General features: G+C 36.7%; 17 protein-coding genes and 1 pseudogene. 14 read left to right on the forward strand and 4 right to left on the reverse strand.

Annotated elements, in window-relative coordinates; genetic code table 11:
- Window positions 1-107: 107 nt before the first annotated feature.
- The 3 genes from ACIQZI_RS10075 to ACIQZI_RS10085 all read left to right on the forward strand — a co-directional run bounded on the left by ACIQZI_RS10075 (window position 108) and on the right by ACIQZI_RS10085 (window position 2,267).
- Complete coding sequence (locus ACIQZI_RS10075) at window positions 108-770, forward strand: phosphatase PAP2 family protein (protein WP_403072642.1); 663 nt, start codon at window positions 108-110, stop codon at window positions 768-770.
- Between the two features lie 264 nt (window positions 771-1,034).
- Entirely contained in the window at window positions 1,035-1,289 is a 255-nt protein-coding gene (locus ACIQZI_RS10080; RefSeq protein ID WP_062182266.1) for a hypothetical protein, read from the forward strand.
- A 339-nt stretch (window positions 1,290-1,628) separates the two neighbouring features.
- On the forward strand, window positions 1,629-2,267 hold the full coding sequence (locus tag ACIQZI_RS10085) for a superoxide dismutase family protein (protein ID WP_403072646.1): 639 nt from the start codon (window positions 1,629-1,631) through the stop codon (window positions 2,265-2,267).
- A gap of 28 nt (window positions 2,268-2,295) precedes the next feature.
- Here ACIQZI_RS10085 and ACIQZI_RS10090 read toward each other — a convergent pair.
- Window positions 2,296-3,192: pseudogene (locus ACIQZI_RS10090) on the reverse strand (hypothetical protein); the annotation flags it as partial.
- A gap of 228 nt (window positions 3,193-3,420) precedes the next feature.
- Entirely contained in the window at window positions 3,421-3,936 is a 516-nt protein-coding gene (locus ACIQZI_RS10095; protein WP_403072649.1) for an antibiotic biosynthesis monooxygenase family protein, read from the reverse strand.
- 299 nt (window positions 3,937-4,235) lie between these two features.
- On the opposite strand from ACIQZI_RS10095, the gene hemE reads away from it, so the two are divergent.
- The 10 genes from hemE to ACIQZI_RS10145 all read left to right on the forward strand — a co-directional run bounded on the left by hemE (window position 4,236) and on the right by ACIQZI_RS10145 (window position 15,266).
- Complete coding sequence (hemE, locus tag ACIQZI_RS10100) at window positions 4,236-5,273, forward strand: uroporphyrinogen decarboxylase (RefSeq protein WP_403072652.1); 1,038 nt, start codon at window positions 4,236-4,238, stop codon at window positions 5,271-5,273.
- Between the two features lie 116 nt (window positions 5,274-5,389).
- Window positions 5,390-6,325, forward strand: coding sequence for a ferrochelatase (gene hemH, locus ACIQZI_RS10105; protein WP_403072655.1), 936 nt, complete (start codon window positions 5,390-5,392; stop codon window positions 6,323-6,325).
- A 507-nt stretch (window positions 6,326-6,832) separates the two neighbouring features.
- Window positions 6,833-7,405, forward strand: a complete 573-nt coding sequence (locus ACIQZI_RS10110) for a TetR/AcrR family transcriptional regulator (RefSeq protein WP_403072658.1) — start codon at window positions 6,833-6,835, stop codon at window positions 7,403-7,405.
- A 75-nt stretch (window positions 7,406-7,480) separates the two neighbouring features.
- Window positions 7,481-9,685, forward strand: coding sequence for a YhgE/Pip family protein (locus tag ACIQZI_RS10115; RefSeq protein WP_403072661.1), 2,205 nt, complete (start codon window positions 7,481-7,483; stop codon window positions 9,683-9,685).
- A 297-nt stretch (window positions 9,686-9,982) separates the two neighbouring features.
- Window positions 9,983-10,717, forward strand: a complete 735-nt coding sequence (locus tag ACIQZI_RS10120; RefSeq protein WP_403072664.1) for an MBL fold metallo-hydrolase — start codon at window positions 9,983-9,985, stop codon at window positions 10,715-10,717.
- 31 nt (window positions 10,718-10,748) lie between these two features.
- Entirely contained in the window at window positions 10,749-11,738 is a 990-nt protein-coding gene (gene lplA, locus ACIQZI_RS10125; protein ID WP_403072667.1) for a lipoate--protein ligase, read from the forward strand.
- A gap of 165 nt (window positions 11,739-11,903) precedes the next feature.
- A complete protein-coding gene (locus ACIQZI_RS10130) occupies window positions 11,904-12,083 on the forward strand; it encodes a hypothetical protein (protein ID WP_403072670.1) in 180 nt (59 codons plus the stop codon).
- 48 nt (window positions 12,084-12,131) lie between these two features.
- Window positions 12,132-12,653 carry an HD domain-containing protein gene (locus tag ACIQZI_RS10135; protein ID WP_062182234.1) on the forward strand — a complete coding sequence of 174 codons (522 nt, stop codon included), beginning with the start codon at window positions 12,132-12,134 and terminating at the stop codon, window positions 12,651-12,653.
- A gap of 97 nt (window positions 12,654-12,750) precedes the next feature.
- Window positions 12,751-14,022, forward strand: coding sequence for a M48 family metallopeptidase (locus ACIQZI_RS10140; protein WP_403072674.1), 1,272 nt, complete (start codon window positions 12,751-12,753; stop codon window positions 14,020-14,022).
- A 431-nt stretch (window positions 14,023-14,453) separates the two neighbouring features.
- On the forward strand, window positions 14,454-15,266 hold the full coding sequence (locus ACIQZI_RS10145) for a YitT family protein (protein WP_403072677.1): 813 nt from the start codon (window positions 14,454-14,456) through the stop codon (window positions 15,264-15,266).
- Between the two features lie 251 nt (window positions 15,267-15,517).
- Here the strand turns inward: ACIQZI_RS10145 and ACIQZI_RS10150 are convergent, their stop codons facing one another.
- The gene (locus ACIQZI_RS10150) at window positions 15,518-15,754 is read right to left on the reverse strand and encodes an IDEAL domain-containing protein (RefSeq protein ID WP_403072680.1); all 237 of its coding nucleotides are present in this window, start codon (window positions 15,752-15,754) and stop codon (window positions 15,518-15,520) included.
- A 218-nt stretch (window positions 15,755-15,972) separates the two neighbouring features.
- Between ACIQZI_RS10150 and ACIQZI_RS10155 the strand changes: the two genes are divergently transcribed.
- On the forward strand, window positions 15,973-16,548 hold the full coding sequence (locus ACIQZI_RS10155) for a competence protein ComK (protein ID WP_062182223.1): 576 nt from the start codon (window positions 15,973-15,975) through the stop codon (window positions 16,546-16,548).
- Between the two features lie 70 nt (window positions 16,549-16,618).
- Here ACIQZI_RS10155 and ACIQZI_RS10160 read toward each other — a convergent pair whose 3' ends face one another.
- Window positions 16,619-16,978, reverse strand: a complete 360-nt coding sequence (locus ACIQZI_RS10160) for a YhjD family protein (protein ID WP_403072684.1) — start codon at window positions 16,976-16,978, stop codon at window positions 16,619-16,621.
- Window positions 16,979-17,199: the final 221 nt, after the last annotated feature.

Here is a 17,199-nt window from a genome sequence, read left to right on the forward strand (position 1 = left end):
CGTAATTAAGTGAATAGTTGTTATATAGGGAATAGTATAGCATACAATGTTTAGAAAGGAGGCCAAGCTGTTTTGGTATGTTCTTAGTCAAATAACTGGAGGGGAAAATGAGAAAAGAGTATAAAAAGAATGTACCGATTATTCTAATTGGTTTTTTTATGTGTTTAGCTGTTTACTTGATCATTACAAAAGCTGTTCAAAGTGGCCAGCCATTGAAGCTGGATCAAGCCTTTTTACCTTTCATTTCAAGTGTAGCAGGTACATGGATGTATGGTTTTTTTTATAAGCTTACAGAAATGGGTTCAACCATTATACTTGGAGTTTGCGCGTTGATTTTAGTTCTTTGGCTGTGGATCTCGAAAAAAGATTATCTCGCGATGGCTGTCGTTTCGATAGGGGTTGCCGGGTCTGATCAGCTGAATCGGTTTGTGAAAGGAATTATCGAACGTGACCGGCCGAGTATTAATGCAGCGATAGATGCAGTAGGGTACAGCTTCCCGAGTGGACATGCGATGGTGAGCATTACTTGTTACGGTTTGGCTGTTTATTTTATTGGGAAGCATATAAAGTCCACTTTTTTGAAAAGATTGTTTAGACTCGTTCTCTATTTACTCGTTCTACTAATCGGTTTAAGCAGAATTGTCTTAAAGGCACATTACCCGACAGATGTATTGGCAGGATATTCACTTGGGGGAGCGATTGTGATCGCATGCGTTCTGTTCTACTCATGGTTTACGAATAAAGGTCGAGGGTATTCCAAAAGGGTTTAATCTACACGCTCTTTAACGGTTATTGTGACATTAGACGTCATATAAACGTTCAAGTAGATGTGGGTCTGACCCTTTCTTTTTTTGGGGTACCCTCGCTTTTTTGTTTTTATGAATATGACAGTTGAAGTAACCAAGGTAAATTTTCTATACGTAGATTTTATCCCATCCTTAAGAGGCAGTAAGCCCCCCTACTGATTGAAGTTTTACTTTCTTTTGAATAGTATTCATTAAACGTCGAATACTTAAAACAAGGAGGGATTATCTATGGAAAATCACGCATTTTCGGAATTGAGGTTATTAAATCCATTACTTCTAGGGGTATTATTAGCTGCTAATTTAGGCTATTATTTATCTCTATCTACAGCTCAGTTTCCTTGGTTAGCGTATATAGGAGCAGCTGTGGGATTGGCAATCATATTGATATTGTGGATTGGTAAGCGTTCGACTTTGTTTATTTTCGGTTTTTTTGCAGCGACAATTCTTAATACATTACATTATGAGTGGCATCATTTATTTTAATAAATTTAGATGTTTATCGAAAGAGATAAACTTCAAGCAGTATGAAAAGAATCGAAATATTTGTCCATTTTTTGAGAAAAACTACCTTTTTCTGGAGTGTAACAGGAAAGGTAGTTTTTGCTTTTAGCCATATAAGTGTATATTCATTTTTTCATGTTCTATTATGTTACTACTGAAAATGTTACGAAAAAAAGGGCAATACATCCTTGTATAGTGTTAAGACTTAGAAATGTTTAAAGATGGTCAATTTTGTAAAGAGTGTATGTAGAAGTAACGTAAATAGAGAAAGGGTAGATAAATATGAAGCGTTTCCTTTTTTTAAAAATTTTTATAGGCATAATGTTTGTGCTAGGGGCTTGCGGAAGCGGCAATGACAATAGTGATAATAATGGTAATAGCACTAGCGGTAGCAATACTGAAAAAAGTGACGAGCGGTCAATCTCAGATGAAGGGATGAATCAAGAAGGGAATCCAGCCAATGCAGGTGTAGAGCAAAATAACCCTCAAGAAAAGATTAAGGGTGAGGGTGAATTGGTAACTGTTGACTTACAGAATACGGAAGGCGTGAAAATTGGGACAGTCAACCTGGAAGAAATTGATACAGGTGTACGCATCAGTTTAGAGGCGTCAAATTTGCCACCAGGAATACATGGTTTTCATATTCATGAAACAGCGTCATGTGTTGCTCCTACTTTTAAAACAGCAGGCGGGCATTTTAATCCTACAAATGCGAGTCACGGTATAGATCATGAAGAGGGACCACATGCAGGTGACCTTCCCAATATTGAAGTCGGAAAAGATGGCATGATTAAAGAAGAAGTTATAGCTAAACACGTTACATTAAAGACTCATCAAGAATATTCATTGTTCGATTCAGATGGCTCGGCACTTGTGATACATGCAAAAGCAGACGACAATAAATCCCAGCCAGCCGGTGATGCAGGAGATCGCATCGCATGCGGTGTGATTGGTGAATGATAATGAAGCTAGATAAGAATGAAGGATGCCTAAAAGAGTGTGACAGATACGCTGTAATTTTTTCCAAACCTTGCTGTTTATGTGTAAAAAGTGAAAGAATGATCAAAATGAATACAGCTGTCCCACCTACTAAAGCTGTAGCATCCCCGCCCTGAAGCTTCAGAACACTCATGGCGACAACATCAAGAATAAAGGCGATAGGAATGAAAACGGCAAAGAACTTTTTCTGACTTGAAGATAAAAAATCTTCTGATCGAATATTTTCATTTTCTACATGAATACTGGTGCTGACAGGTAATGATCCACGTATCATGTCTCTGCGAAGAAAAAAATATGCCGTTATCGTAGTGACAAGCCCCATTGTGATAACGAGAGGAATACTTGCACTAATTACTTCTCCAACAGGAAGAGAAGCAGCATCAGCTGTTAATTTAGGTGCTGCCTGAATGATAAAATCGCTTGATAGAGCAATGCCGTGACCAAACAAATTCATTGCCATGGCAACGCCGAGAGTTGGTAAACCCGCACGAATGGCTACTGGTAATAAAACAGCTCCGAGTAATGCTACGGCTGGTGATGGCCAGAAAAACCATGAAATGACCATCATTAAGATACCAATTATCCAATAGGCAAGTGCAGGTGATGTAATAAAGCGTGTAAACGGTGAAATCATCGCATCATTAATTCCTGTTTTCGTTAAAACTTGTCTCATAGCTACAATGATAGAAATGACAAGAATGGTTGACATTAGCTCGGTAATTGCAAAGATGAAGCTATTAAATATCCCGCTGACTGAAGCAGAGAGACTGCCTGTTGCAATGAGAGCAAGAGAAAATATTCCAAGTATACAGATAAGTGTCGTATCCCGCCTCTTTACCATAAAACCTATAATCAATACGATGAATACAATATAAATCCAATGCAGCGCTGTTCATTCTACGCCCATAAAGAATCCTCCCCTGTAATGGTAAAGAACGTGATTTTCATACAGAATATGATGGGCGATTAGATTGGTGTTTGACCTGCCTAGATTTTGGTGGTTGGAAACTATGCGGAGTTGATACAAAATCGAAAGTAATCTGAGGTTTATCGGTGGATTGGTTCAACTAACCATCAGTAGGAGATACCCCCCACTGATGGAAACTTTACTTTATTAGCCTTCCTCATTTATTAAGGAATACTGTGTCACATAAGCTGGTCCTGAGAAAATCTTTTTATTCAAATCGGGATTATCAAGAGATTTACTATCTTTATTATGAGCGGATTGGAAGGAATTTGAGTTTTTCCAATTCGTGAATGCTTCTTGATCTTCCCACATCGTCAAAATAACATACGTATCTGAGTTTAAAGGTCTGAGAATTCGAAGTGCGGTGAATCCAGGTTCCTTTTCAATCAAGCCTGCTCGATTTTTAAACCGGAATTCAAATCCTGGTCGGCCCTCCTCTGTAACCGGGATGTTGTTCATCACGACATACCCTATCTCCTTTAGTTCACCACGACCATCCACTACTTCAAATTTTCTTGGGGACGAAAAGATGGTTTTACCAGTTGTCTCATGTAGTAAAAGTGCATGTTCCGCATTTCCCATAAAATAAAGTTTTTCATTTACGTGCTTTTCTTTTACCTTTTGTAGAAATTCTCGTGTTCCAGTCGTTATAAATATGTTCATTAGTTTCCCACCTTTTTTGTTTTGGTAACCTTTTCAAACTTCTTTGGTTAAATCATAGCAAGAATAAACTATCAATACAAAACAATACATGTTTGTTTATTCAGTTTTCTTTTTTATTCAGGCCATTCCTTCAAATAAAAAAGTCGAATTAGTGACAATGTCAGAGGAGTTCTATACTTCTATAAAGGAATAGCATAAAGTAGTAAGCAGTTGCATTTGAAAATAATCTGACTTCTGTTATTCTAATATTAGGAAGACGATGATCGATAAAATTCGTCATGTTCGAAAGGTGGATATGAATGGTTAAGATTACGAATGATACTTTTTTACAGGCTGCAAGAGGGGAAAAGACGAGCCATGTTCCAGTTTGGTATATGCGCCAAGCTGGTAGGTCACAGCCGGAGTATCGTAAAATTAAAGAAAAATATTCCTTGTTTGAAATTACTCATCAACCGGAATTATGTGCTTATGTTACACGGCTACCGGTTGAGCAGTATGACGTAGATGCTGCTGTTCTTTATAAAGATATTATGACACCACTGCCAGCACTTGGCGTTAATGTGGAAATTAAATCTGGAATCGGTCCAGTGATTGATAATCCTATTCGTTCGATTGAAGATGTCGGTAGACTGGGTGAATTAAACCCTGAAAAAGATATTACTTATGTGTTGGATACGATTAAGTTGTTAACAAAAGAACAATTAACTGTTCCATTAATTGGTTTCTCAGGTGCGCCATTTACGATTGCGTCGTATATGATTGAAGGTGGACCTTCAAAAAATTACCATAAAACGAAAGCATTTATGTATACGGAGCCTCAAGCTTGGTTTGCTTTAATGGATAAGTTAGGTGAGATGGTCATTACATATGTTAAAGCGCAAATAAATGCGGGTGTAAGCGCAATCCAAATCTTTGATTCCTGGGTAGGTACGTTAAATGTAGAGGACTACCGAAAGTATATTAAACCAGTTATGAATCGAATATTCTCTGCTTTACGTGAAGAAAATGTTCCATTAATCATGCATGGAGTAGGTGCAAGGCACTTGGCATTGGAGTGGAATGACCTTCCGATTGATGTAGTTGGCTTAGATTGGAGACTTCCGATCAGAGAAGCAAGAGAAATGGGCATTAAAAAGGCTGTACAAGGAAATCTCGATCCTTCTTACCTTTTAGCTTCATGGGAAGTGATTGAAGATAAAGCGAAACAAATCCTAGATCAAGGCATGGAGCAACCTGGCTTCATCTTTAATCTTGGGCATGGTGTTTTTCCAGAAGTTAATCCGGAAACACTGAAGAAGTTGACTGCTTTTATACATGAATATTCTTCATGGAAATAAGAAAAGAATAAGCTTCGAATAAGGAACTTATACTAAGGTCCGCCACGGCCTTGTAGTACGTTAAAAATATAGATTGTGAAGTTAGATAGTTTATTCTAAATGAGGTGTTAACAACAATGGCAAGAAAAAAAATGGGTCTTTTAGTAATGGCTTACGGAACTCCGTACAAAGAGGAAGACATTGAACGGTATTATACACATATTCGTCATGGAAGAAAGCCTTCTGTGGAAGCACTTGAAGATCTCCGCGGACGTTATAAAGCAATTGGCGGAATTTCTCCACTTGCCAAAATTACAGAAGGTCAAGCAATAGGGCTACAGAATATGTTGAACGAAGCGCAAAACGATATTGAATTTAAAGCATATATCGGCTTAAAACATATTGAGCCTTTCATTGAAGATGCAGTACAGCAAATGCATGCAGATGGTATTACAGAAGCTGTAAGCATTGTTCTTGCACCTCATTTTTCTACGTTCAGTGTTAAATCTTATAATGAACGTGCGAAAAAAGCAGCTGAGTCGCTTGGAAATGTAACGATTACATCTGTTGAGAGCTGGTATAAAGAACCGAAGTTTATTCAATTTTGGGTTGATCAATTAAATGAAACGTTTGCGAAAATGACACCGGAAGAAAAAGACCATTATGTTTTAATTGTTTCGGCTCATAGTCTGCCAGAAAAAATCTTGCAAAATGGCGATCCGTATCCTAAACAATTGGAAGAAACGGCTGAGCTAATCGCAAAAGCAGCAAATGTTAAGAATTACGAAATAGGTTGGCAAAGTGCTGGACAAACACCAGAGCCTTGGCTAGGACCAGATGTTCAGGACTTAACGAGAGAACTTCACGCTCAACAAGGTTATAAAGCTTTTATATACATACCAGTCGGTTTTATTGCCGAACATCTAGAAGTTCTTTATGACAATGATTATGAGTGTAAGGTTGTAACCGATGAAGTAGGAGCAAGCTACTATCGCCCCAATATGCCGAATGTAGATCCTGCATTTATCGACGCATTGAAAACGATTATTATGAAAAAATTAGATCTACAATAGAAAACAAAACAAGAGGATAATTCCATAGAATTCGATTTCCAAAGAGGCTGTCTTATAACAAAAGGCTTAAGATATCACAACTACTATATACCTTTTAAGACGTGAACATGACACAATAAACGGTGTATAGAGTGTGTGAAGGTTAGACCCTTTTGGGACAACCTCTCTAAATGGAAGAACGACTTCGTGGAGTGTCCTCTTTTTCTTTCGGAAAAACAGTAGGAAAATTATAAGTACGTGTTAAAAAGAGCTGAGAAGTTCGAGGAAAGACAGAGCGAAGAAGAAATTCTACAGCTATTATTACCGGACTTTATGAACAACCTCTATAAGTAGAAAATCTAAGTAAGCTATCTCAAAGAACGTGGAGATTTACTGCTAAATATTATTTTTCTTCTGTAGTAATGATTGATCTTTTATATTAGGTATTTGCAATTTCAAAACCAATTTGTTAATATGTTACTGAACTTAATGACTGAAATGTTCATTTGGTCAATTGCGAGGTGGAAGATGTCAGTTAATCGAAAAAAATTAATTATCGAGGCCGCCACAAAGTCTTTTTCATTATTTGGGTATAAAGCAACAACGATGGATCAGGTTGCCAAGATTGCGAATGTTGGTAAGGGGACTATTTATACGTTTTATGCAAATAAGGAGGAATTATTTAAAGAAATTGTTGATAATATGATTGTAGAGATGGAGCAAGAAGCGAACGATGCTATTAATCCTGAGCTAACCTTTACGGAGAATCTTCATCTTACACTCTATCGTCTATTAGAATTTAGGCGTGAACATCAATTGATGATAAAGCTATTTCAAGAAGAGCGAGAAATAAGAACGCCTGCTGTATTGGAAATAGTTGAGGAAATTGAAAATGCCATTATTTCTTTTATCGCACAGAAGATTAAAATAGCAAACCAGAAGAAGTACATTAAAGATTGTGACCCTGAATTGACGGCATTTCTTATGCTGAAAATATATATCACACTTATTGTAGATTGGGAGAGAATAAGGAAGCCTCTAAATAAAGAAGAGATAGCCGAATTGTTCGACCTATATTTATTTAAGGGATTATCACTTTAAAACGGGTAATCCTCATTTTTTGCACATTAATGACTAAATGAACAAATTGGTCATTTAGAATCAAGGAGGCAGTTTATGTTGAAAAGTGAATGGAAGTCTATTTTTACAAATCGAAAATTGCTTGTTTCTATAGTAGCTATATTATTTATACCAATTATGTACGGTGGCATGTTATTATGGGCATTTTGGGATCCATATGAGCAATTGGACGATTTACCCGTTGCTATCGTTAATAATGATCAGGGCGCAGTGCTTGATGGTAAAACCTATGAAATTGGTGAGGAATTTGTCAAGAATTTAAAGGAAAGTAAGGATTTTAACTTTAAATTTGTCGATCATGAAACAGGATATAAAAATTTAAAAGATCAAAAATATTATTTGCTTGTTGAAATTCCTAAAAATTTCTCTAAAAATGCAACAACCTTGCTCGATGATACACCGAAAAAGTTGGAATTGAAATATGTACCGAATGAAAGTTTTAACTTTTTATCGGCACAAATCGGTGAAACGGCGTTACAAAAAATTCAAATGAATCTTCAAGAAAAAGTGACCGAAACCTATGCCGAAACGATGTTCGACAGTTTAACAAAAATGGCAGATGGCTACCAAACGGCTGATGAAGCGGCGGGGAAACTGTTAACTGGTGTAGCGGATTTAAATAGTGGTGCTAAAACGCTTGAAGAAAAATTAGCGCTATTAGCTGAGAAACAAGTTGAATTTACTGGTGGTACGAATAAATTGGAAAGCGGCACTAAAGAGCTGAAAACTGGGGTTGAAGTCCTTACTAATGGATTAGGTCAGCTTTCAAAAGCTCAAATTCAGCTAGTTGATGGCGCTAAGAAAGCGGAAGATGGAACAAGAAGCTTACAAGTTGGAATTCAACAAGCACATCAAGGGATTAGCACCATTGTGCAGAAGATGAATGAGGCTATTTCGGGTACAAGTAAGCTGAATGAAGGCTCTAATCAAGTAACAGATGGTCTTAAGCAGCTTCAAGATGGAGCGAATTCGGCTTATATGGGAGCGACGGACGTTAAGAATGGAGTAACCGCTCTGCAAAATCAATTAACTCCAGTACTTGAATCTCTTCCAGAAGAAAACCAAGTGGCACTTCAGCAAGCTTTAGAACAATTATCTCAAGGAACAGCTGCACTCCAAGCTGGTAACGAGAATATCGCTGCTTCAGCAGGGAAACTTGCCGCTGGTTCAGCCGATGTCTCTAGCAATCTAGCAGCGTTAACCGAAGGACAAAAGGCTCTTCAAAACGGGTTGCAGGATCTAAATAATGGAACAGCTAAATTAGATACTGGTGCAGATCAGTTGCTTAGTGGTCAAAAGCAGTTAAGTTCTGGACTAACGACGTTCTCAAGTAAATTGAATGAAGCCAAAGCAGGCGGAGATAAGCTTGTAGCAGGAGCTAGTAGCTTAACGAGCGGAGTTAGACAATTAGAGGAAGGTTCGAAAGCATTAGCTGACGGATCTACGCAATTAGTAGATGGATCAAAGCAACTTGCTAATGGCACAACAGATCTTAAAGAGGGTTCCCAAACATTTAAAGATGAACTAAATAAAGCGGCGAATGAATCAGAAGGATTACATCCTACGGAAGAAACGTATAACATGGTTGCCAAGCCAGTACAGGTTGATAAAGAAGGGATCAACAAAGTGCCGAACTATGGAACAGGTATTGCGCCATATTTCTTATCTCTAGGTTTATTTGTAGGAGCATTAATGCTTTCTATTGTCTTTCCATTAAGAGAACCTGTTGGTATTCCGAAAAATGGATTTACCTGGTTCTTTAGTAAATTTGGTGTTATTGCAGCTGTTGGGATTACCCAGGCAATACTTGTTTCTGGATTACTAATCATTCTTTTAGATCTCAAAGTCCAAAGTGTTCCATTATTCATCTTATTTTCAATCATTACAAGCTTAACATTTATGGCACTTATCCAATTATTAGTTACAACAATGGATAACCCAGGCCGTTTTTTAGCAGTTATCATTTTGATTTTGCAATTGACAACAAGTGCTGGTACATTCCCAGTGGAGTTAATCCCGTCACAGCTACAATGGTTAAATCATGTATTGCCTATGGCGTATTCTGTACGAGGGTTTAGGGAAGTCATTTCAAGTGGGGATTTCGGTCTAATGTGGTCGGATGGCTTGGTACTATTAGCATTTATGGTTAGCTTTCTTGTGCTTACCATACTTTACTTTGTAGTGAAATATAAAAAAAGCTACTCAGAAATGAACGACGCAGTTCAAGAATTAGAAGCGTAAATAAAAGGGTCTAACTTCACACTATATACATGGTTTAATTGTGTTATTACACTTCATATTAACCGTATATAGTTGGTGTGGGGTTTAGACCTTTTCGTTATGGAACAGCCCATTGGTGTAAAGGTTTAACTTGAATAGGTAAAAGATGAAAAGAACAGGATAATACGATATATTTAATATATAAGTATAGGTTTTGATGTCTAATGTAAGCGACTAATTACGCTAAAGCCTAACCTTTGGGGTGAAAAAAGCGTATGCGTTTCTCTTATCGAAATCACCACAGGAGGAGATTGTTGTATGAAAATTACTGTAATAGGTTGCTGGGGCGGCTATCCTGCAAAGAATGAAGCATCTTCAGGTTATCTTGTGGAATATGGAGATTACAGGGTGCTGCTCGATTGTGGTAGCGGTGTTTTGGCTCAACTGCAAAACCATATGCAACCGGAAAAATTAGATGCTGTTGTATTAACTCACTATCATCCGGATCATATTGCAGATATCGGTGTACTTCAGCACGCCTTGCTAATTGGTAGCTTTTTAGGGAATCCGAAAAAAACACTGCCAATCTATGGTCATCATTTAGACGAAGGAGAATTTAAAAAGCTAACTTATAAAGATATTACAAAGGGGATTGCATATAAAGAGGACGAGCCTCTTTTAATTGGCCCATTTACTTTTACTTTTTTAAGAACAAAGCATCCTGTTCCTTGCTTTGCCATGAAACTTGAGGTGAATGGCGAATCCATTGTCTATACAGGAGATAGTTCGTATATGGAAGAGTTGTCGATTTTTGCAAAGGATGCGAAAGTGTTATTATGTGAGAGTAGTCTTTACGGACATACAGATGGCTCATCAGCAGGTCATATGACAGCAAGAGAAGCGGGGATGATTGCGCATCTTGCTGATACCCACTTGCTCATGCTTACTCACTTGCCACATTATGGAGATTTACAACAGTTGAAAAAAGAAGCAGGAGAAGTATTTAAACGTGAAATTGCCCTTGCTAGAAGTGGCATGGAATTTCAATTGTGATTTTTTAGGTAAAATAAAGGAGGAAACACGAATGATCTTTGTAGATAATAAAGGGATTCACGATCCGCAAATGAATCTTGCTATTGAAGAATACATATTAAAAAACCTTGATATAAATGAAACGTATTTATTATTTTACATCAATGGTCCGTCCATCATTATCGGTAAAAACCAAAATACGATTGAAGAGATCAATACAGAATATGTCGAGAATAATGGAATTAAAGTGGTTCGAAGACTTTCGGGTGGTGGTGCTGTGTATCATGACCTTGGAAACTTAAACTTTAGTTTCATTACTAAGGATGACGGTCAAAGCTTCCATGACTTTAAGAAATTCACGGAGCCTGTTGTTAAGGCGCTTAGTAAGCTGGGGATTAACGCAGAAATAAGCGGGAGGAATGATATTCTAGCTGAAGGCAGAAAGATCTCCGGTATCGCCCAATTCAGTACGAGAGGCCGCATGTTCACGCATGGTACGCTTTTGTTTAATTCCGAAATGGATCATATTGTCTCAAGTTTAAAAGTGAAAAAGGACAAGATCGAATCGAAAGGAATTAAATCGGTCAGAAGTCGTGTAGCCAATATCGCAGAGTTCCTTGAAGAACCCATGACCATTGAAGAATTCCGTTCTTTGATTCTTAAATATATCTATGAAGAAAAAGAAACCATTCCCGAGTATGTTTTAACGGAAGAGGATTGGGCAAAAATTAATGAGATTTCTAAAGAACGTTACCAAAACTGGGATTGGAACTATGGTAAATCACCGAAGTTCAACTTACAACATTCACACCGCTTTCCAGTAGGGTCAATTGATATTCGCTTAGAAGTGAATAAAGGAAAAATTGAAAACTGTAAAGTATATGGAGATTTCTTTGGTGTCGGCGATGTGAGCGAAATTGAAGAGAAACTTACGGGGATTCGCTATGAACGCACTGAAATTGAGCGCGTCTTAGCAGATGTTGATGTGAAGCATTACTTTGGGAATGTAACAAAAGAAGAAGTTATTAATCTTATTTACTGATAGAAAATTTAAAAAGCCGCCATATATCGTTTGTTCGATAGATGGGGCTTTTAGTTTTCTTCTATAGATAAATCACTGGCGATTACAAGAACTCTATCGTGAACTTGTGATTATTAGGCTGAATAGAATAATAAGGCCATATTTTTATAATACTCCTTAAAGTACATGTTCAAAAGGGAGGATAAAAGAGCCGAGAAGTTCGAGGAGCGCATCTCAAGAGGACCCGGAAGACGGATCTTTGATGCGATTCTCAATCTGTTTACCGGACTTTTTGAACAACCGCTTAAAGAGCATTATGATGTTCCACTTGAAAAATTTCTGCATATTCGATATGATAACATTTAAAAAATTCAGGCTTGACAATAAGCTTACTATAATAGAGGAGGGGATTGAATGAGAGACGTGACCCTACTTGATATATTTCAACATCATATTACACAGAAATATTTAAATCGTTCTGGGTTAGTGCACGCTATTGCTGTTGCATACCATGCCTTTCACTTGGCTAAAGAGCAGAATGTGGACGTCGATATAGCTGCCAAAGCCGGTTTGCTTCATGATATGGGACATTTTACATGGTATAAAAATGGGAAGTGGGATTATGACCTTTATAAACAAAATGATATACATGCAATAAAAGGAGCAGAAAGAGCTCATAAGCTACTTATTCGACTTGGAGAAAATCCAATCCAAGCCAAAACCATATCCCTCGCGATTCTATTCCATACTGATTCATTTCTACCTACAAATGACATTATTCGCACGCCACTTCAACAAATTGTAAAATGGGCTGATGAGAAAGACGAAGAAGAAGGTGGTCTCCATCATTATCGAAAGATTGATTTTGAGCGTGCAAAAAAAAGCATTATCCGTCTTGATGAAATGATTGAAAAAGTAAGAAATCATGAAGGTTAGTTGCACAAAACTTACAATTTCAATATTAGGAAATGGTTCTAACTTGTCCGTTATGTACTACACTTAAAGTAGGAAGTGATAAGGAAGGGGTTGGATTATGGTAAGAAAATCGGTCTTAACTGCAATCGTTTTATTTGGTTTATATATAGCTGGTATGTATGTGTATATATTTCACGGAGCCCAATCTATTATACCTGAAGCTTTAAAAGGAACGGTTGCAGATCCAGCTGTTTTTTTGAGTGAAAGGGAATGGGTATTGAGTGAAGAGTATTCGAAAATCAGAAATTTTCTGTTTTTTGCGGCGGTACCATTTGATTGGTTATTTTATTTTCTTATTTTAGCATTTGGCATTTCACGAGGGTTTGAAAAATGGTCTTTATCGCAAACGAAGTGGAAAATTGTTCAAAATGCTATTTATTTATTTTGGTTATCTTTGTTGAGTTATGTTGTTGTGTTCCCGCTTAATTATTATCGCTACACCTTAGGCAAGAGCTATGGAATCAGTACTCAATCTTTTACTTCATGGATGAAGGATGGAGTGATTGAGTTTTGGGTCGATTTCGGGACGATGATTCTTATTGTCTCTGTTTTATATTGGCTGATGAAAAAAAGTGCGAAGAAATGGTGGCTGTATGCCTGGGTTTTGACGATTCCTTTTTCATTATTTATCATGTTCGTTCAGCCGGTAGTTATTGATCCACTTTATAATGACTTTTATCCGCTTAAAAACAAGGAATTAGAAACAAAGATATTAGATATGGCAGATAACGCGAATATTCCATCTGAGCATGTATATGAAGTGAATATGGCGGAAAAAACGAATGCCTTGAATGCATATGTCACGGGAATCGGCTCCAATTCCCGAATTGTTTTATGGGATACGACTTTGAGTCGGCTTAATGATCAAGAAATTCTCTTTATCATGGCGCACGAGATGGGGCACTATGTGGAAAAACATATTTATTTCGGAATTGCAGGTTATTTAGTCTTAACGCTTGTTGGTTTATGGTTCACTGCGAAATTGATGAATTATACCATTAGGCGCTGGGGGAAAGTTCTAAACATATCAGAAGTTAGCAGCATTCGTTCATTCCCATTATTTTTATTGATTACATCTATTTTATTGTTCGCTTCCAGTCCTTTATCTAATTATGTGTCAAGGTATCAGGAAAGCCGAGCGGATCACTATGCGATTGAAATGACTCAAGATAAAGATGCTGCAATTAGTTCCTTTCAGGAGTTGACAAGAGCTGGGTTAAGTCAAGTGAATCCTCCTTTGCTCGTGAAATGGTTTCGCTACACACACCCCTCCATGCTCGAGAGAATTTCAATGCTTGATCAATATGATACGAGTAATCAGAATGAATAAGCTGACTTCGGTCAGTTTATTTTTTTGTAAGAAAAGAATGTATTTTACATTAACGGCGCTTAAAGACTTAGATAGATCGAAGAAGAGTAGGGGGATGAAGAAAACCCCATTGATTGAAGTTTCATTTTATACATTTTGCAATGAGTTTTAGTGTCAATTCATACACCTGACATATTCGAGTATTGAATGTATATTAGAATAATTATTTTTGTGACCTATAGCAGATGACAGTTTTTCTTATCATTTATCCCCTAAGGAATTTCCTATATAATCTGAAAAGACTATTAAATTATTTTTCCTTTATTTCTCTACTATAATAATAATCATTAGTAGAAAAAATATCTAAACCGAACAATTATTTCTGTGGACAGAGGAGTCTTTTGTGGCTTTAAATGATCAGGAAATATCACTGGTTTAAAGGGAGAGTAGTTATGCGTAATATTTTGGTCATAATAATTGGCTCCATCATTGTTGGGGTTGCTTATAATTTATTTTTGATTCCCCATCAAATTTTAAGCAGTGGACTTAGCGGGATTGCGATTATGCTTGGAATCATTACACCCTTCAATACCGGAATTTTGAACTTTCTGCTTAATTTACCTTTATTAATATTCGGAGTTATGAAATTAGGAAAACGTTTTATTGGGTATACAATTTTGTCTGTCGTCGTGCTTTCAGTTACCTTGTATGTGGTTCCTGTTCAAGCAATCTCAAATGAAGCGATCTTGTCATCGCTGTTCGGCGGTGTTATTACGGGAATTGGGATCGGGATTATTTTTCGGGCATCCGGATCTTCGGGTGGCTTTGATATAATTGCGATGCTGCTTACTAAGAAGAGAGACTTTCCGCTGGGAGCGTTAATTTCGGCAATGAATGCTATTGTTGTTATTATCTCTGGATTTGTGTTTGATTGGGATTCGGCTCTTCATACACTTGTTGCAATTTATGCAACAGGAAAGATCATCGATACGATTCATACGAACCATATTAAATTAACATTAATGATCATTACAAATAAGGGTGATGAGATGAAGGAGAAGCTGCTTACTAACCTTTATCGAGGGATTACAGTAATGGATGGAGAGGGCGCATATACAGGGGAAAGTCGAAAAATTCTTATGACAGTTATTACTCGCTATCAGTTAACGGATGTTAAATTGATGATTAATGAAATCGATTCGAATGCATTTGTTAATATTACGGAAACGACCGAGGTAATGGGGATGTTTGATAGAGGAAAATAGTGAAGAAAGTAAGAGTTTCATAAGGGTCTGACCACACACGCTTCATACAGCTATCGTGTTATACACGTATTTTATTCTGTGTGAAGAATGGTGGGTCAGACCTTTTTCTTTTGTAGACAACCTCATTTTTGGGGGGCAAGTTGCCTACCTCCTCTTGTCACATCACACTAGCTTAAGAAGTAAAAGAACGATCTCAACCGAATGGAATGCGAGTGTTTTCAAGGTTGAACAAGGCGCTTGCGCTTTTGTTCTTAAGTACCAAACATTTTTATCAATTCGTTCATTTCGCTGCTTAATTTTAGAAATAAAGGCTTATTCCTCTCATCGAGTGCTTGGTCGATTTGCTGTTCAAGCTGTGTTCTTTTGTTAATGAGTATAGATTCGTGAATAATCATCTCAATGAATGTATCCTGCAGTGAAGCGTCCTGGTTTTTCTTATTGGCCAAATACGACTTTACTAATTCTGAAGGTAATTTTTCATTTTTCATGAAGATCCACTCCTGACCTTTTTTTTATTATATGGAATCCTTAGAGGAAAAATCAATAAAAATTTTAAATTTTCAAAAAATATTTTAATTCTTGTGGAAATGTTTAGGTTTTGTAAATTTGTTACAGAATTGCTAAATGTACACAAAGTGGGTATATATAACTATTTTTTGTGATATTATTGATCCCGAATGATGTAAAAAGGAAGGGGAAAAGAAAAGTGAAAAAATCAAAACGATCATTAATTGAAAATTATGAAATCACTCCATTTACGTGTTTCATTAAGTCGATTGTATACGGCAGCAAAATCTATTCGCAAGTTGTTGAAACAAATGATGAATTTATCTCGCCATTCAAGCCCAAGGTAATTATCAATCAAAGCTGTGAATACTTTGGAAGTAGCTATGAAGGAAGAAAAGGTGGAACACGGCGATTAATTGGCGTTACTCATAAAGCGCCAATTATTATTGATCAGACAAACCCTATTTTCTTTTTTCCAACTACTTCACCCATAAACGATGATTGCATTTGGATTGCGCATCACCATGTTATAAAGTATAAACAGAAAGACAATAGAATGGTTCAAGTTTATTTTCGTAACAATATCACGTTAGAGGTGAATATATCAATTGGTTCATTCACGAATCAAATGCAAAGAACTGCAGAACTTGAGTCTAAGATTAGTAAAATAAATAAAGAGACAGGAAAGATGGCTTATGGATTGCACAGAATGTATAACAGTATGGAAGCTTCAGAGACCCCTCGCAATTATTCAGCTAAAAAAACTGAAGAATAAGAAAAGGAACGGAGACATGATGAATTTGTGTGTTTCTTATGTCTCCTTAGATAAGGTAAGAAAGAGCCATTTAGGTAAATACTTCTTTGAAATAACTTTGCAATAATTCTTCTACCTTATTTTTTAATCGTGGATTGAAATAATTATGGTGCTCTTCATATCCTTTGTATAAAAAGCAATACATCGTAAATTCCTGGTCTCTCTTTAGTTCGCTAACCTTAATATTTTCTTTTTTTAAGTATTTTCTAACTTGAACCAAATCGGATTGAGCTAATTTCAACGCTGCTTCTACCATTTCTAAGTAAGGCCTCTTCATCTTGAAAGAACTGCCCTCAATTATGTGTAAATCGCGATTGAAAATTGTAACGACCATAGGAAGATAGAGTGCTTTTTCAATGATATTGCGGTCGTGTTCTGGAATTCGAGTCATTATCATCCTTCTTTCTGACAATACCCAACTGAAATTAAAGCAGGAACGTTTGTTCTCTGTTGTAATGATAATGGAAAATGTATCACTAATCAAGTTAAAATTAAATGAAAATGTGATTATCGGTTGTCGAGTGAGGGAAGTATGAAAATGAGACTAAATTCTAGATAAGTCATAAATTATTTATTTATTTCAAAAAATAGCTTATGATTTTAGTTAAAAGA

Origin of the sequence: Peribacillus sp. NPDC096379 (genome assembly GCF_044762875.1) — a bacterium.
In the GTDB taxonomy this organism is placed as follows: Bacteria; Bacillota; Bacilli; order Bacillales; family DSM-1321; genus Peribacillus.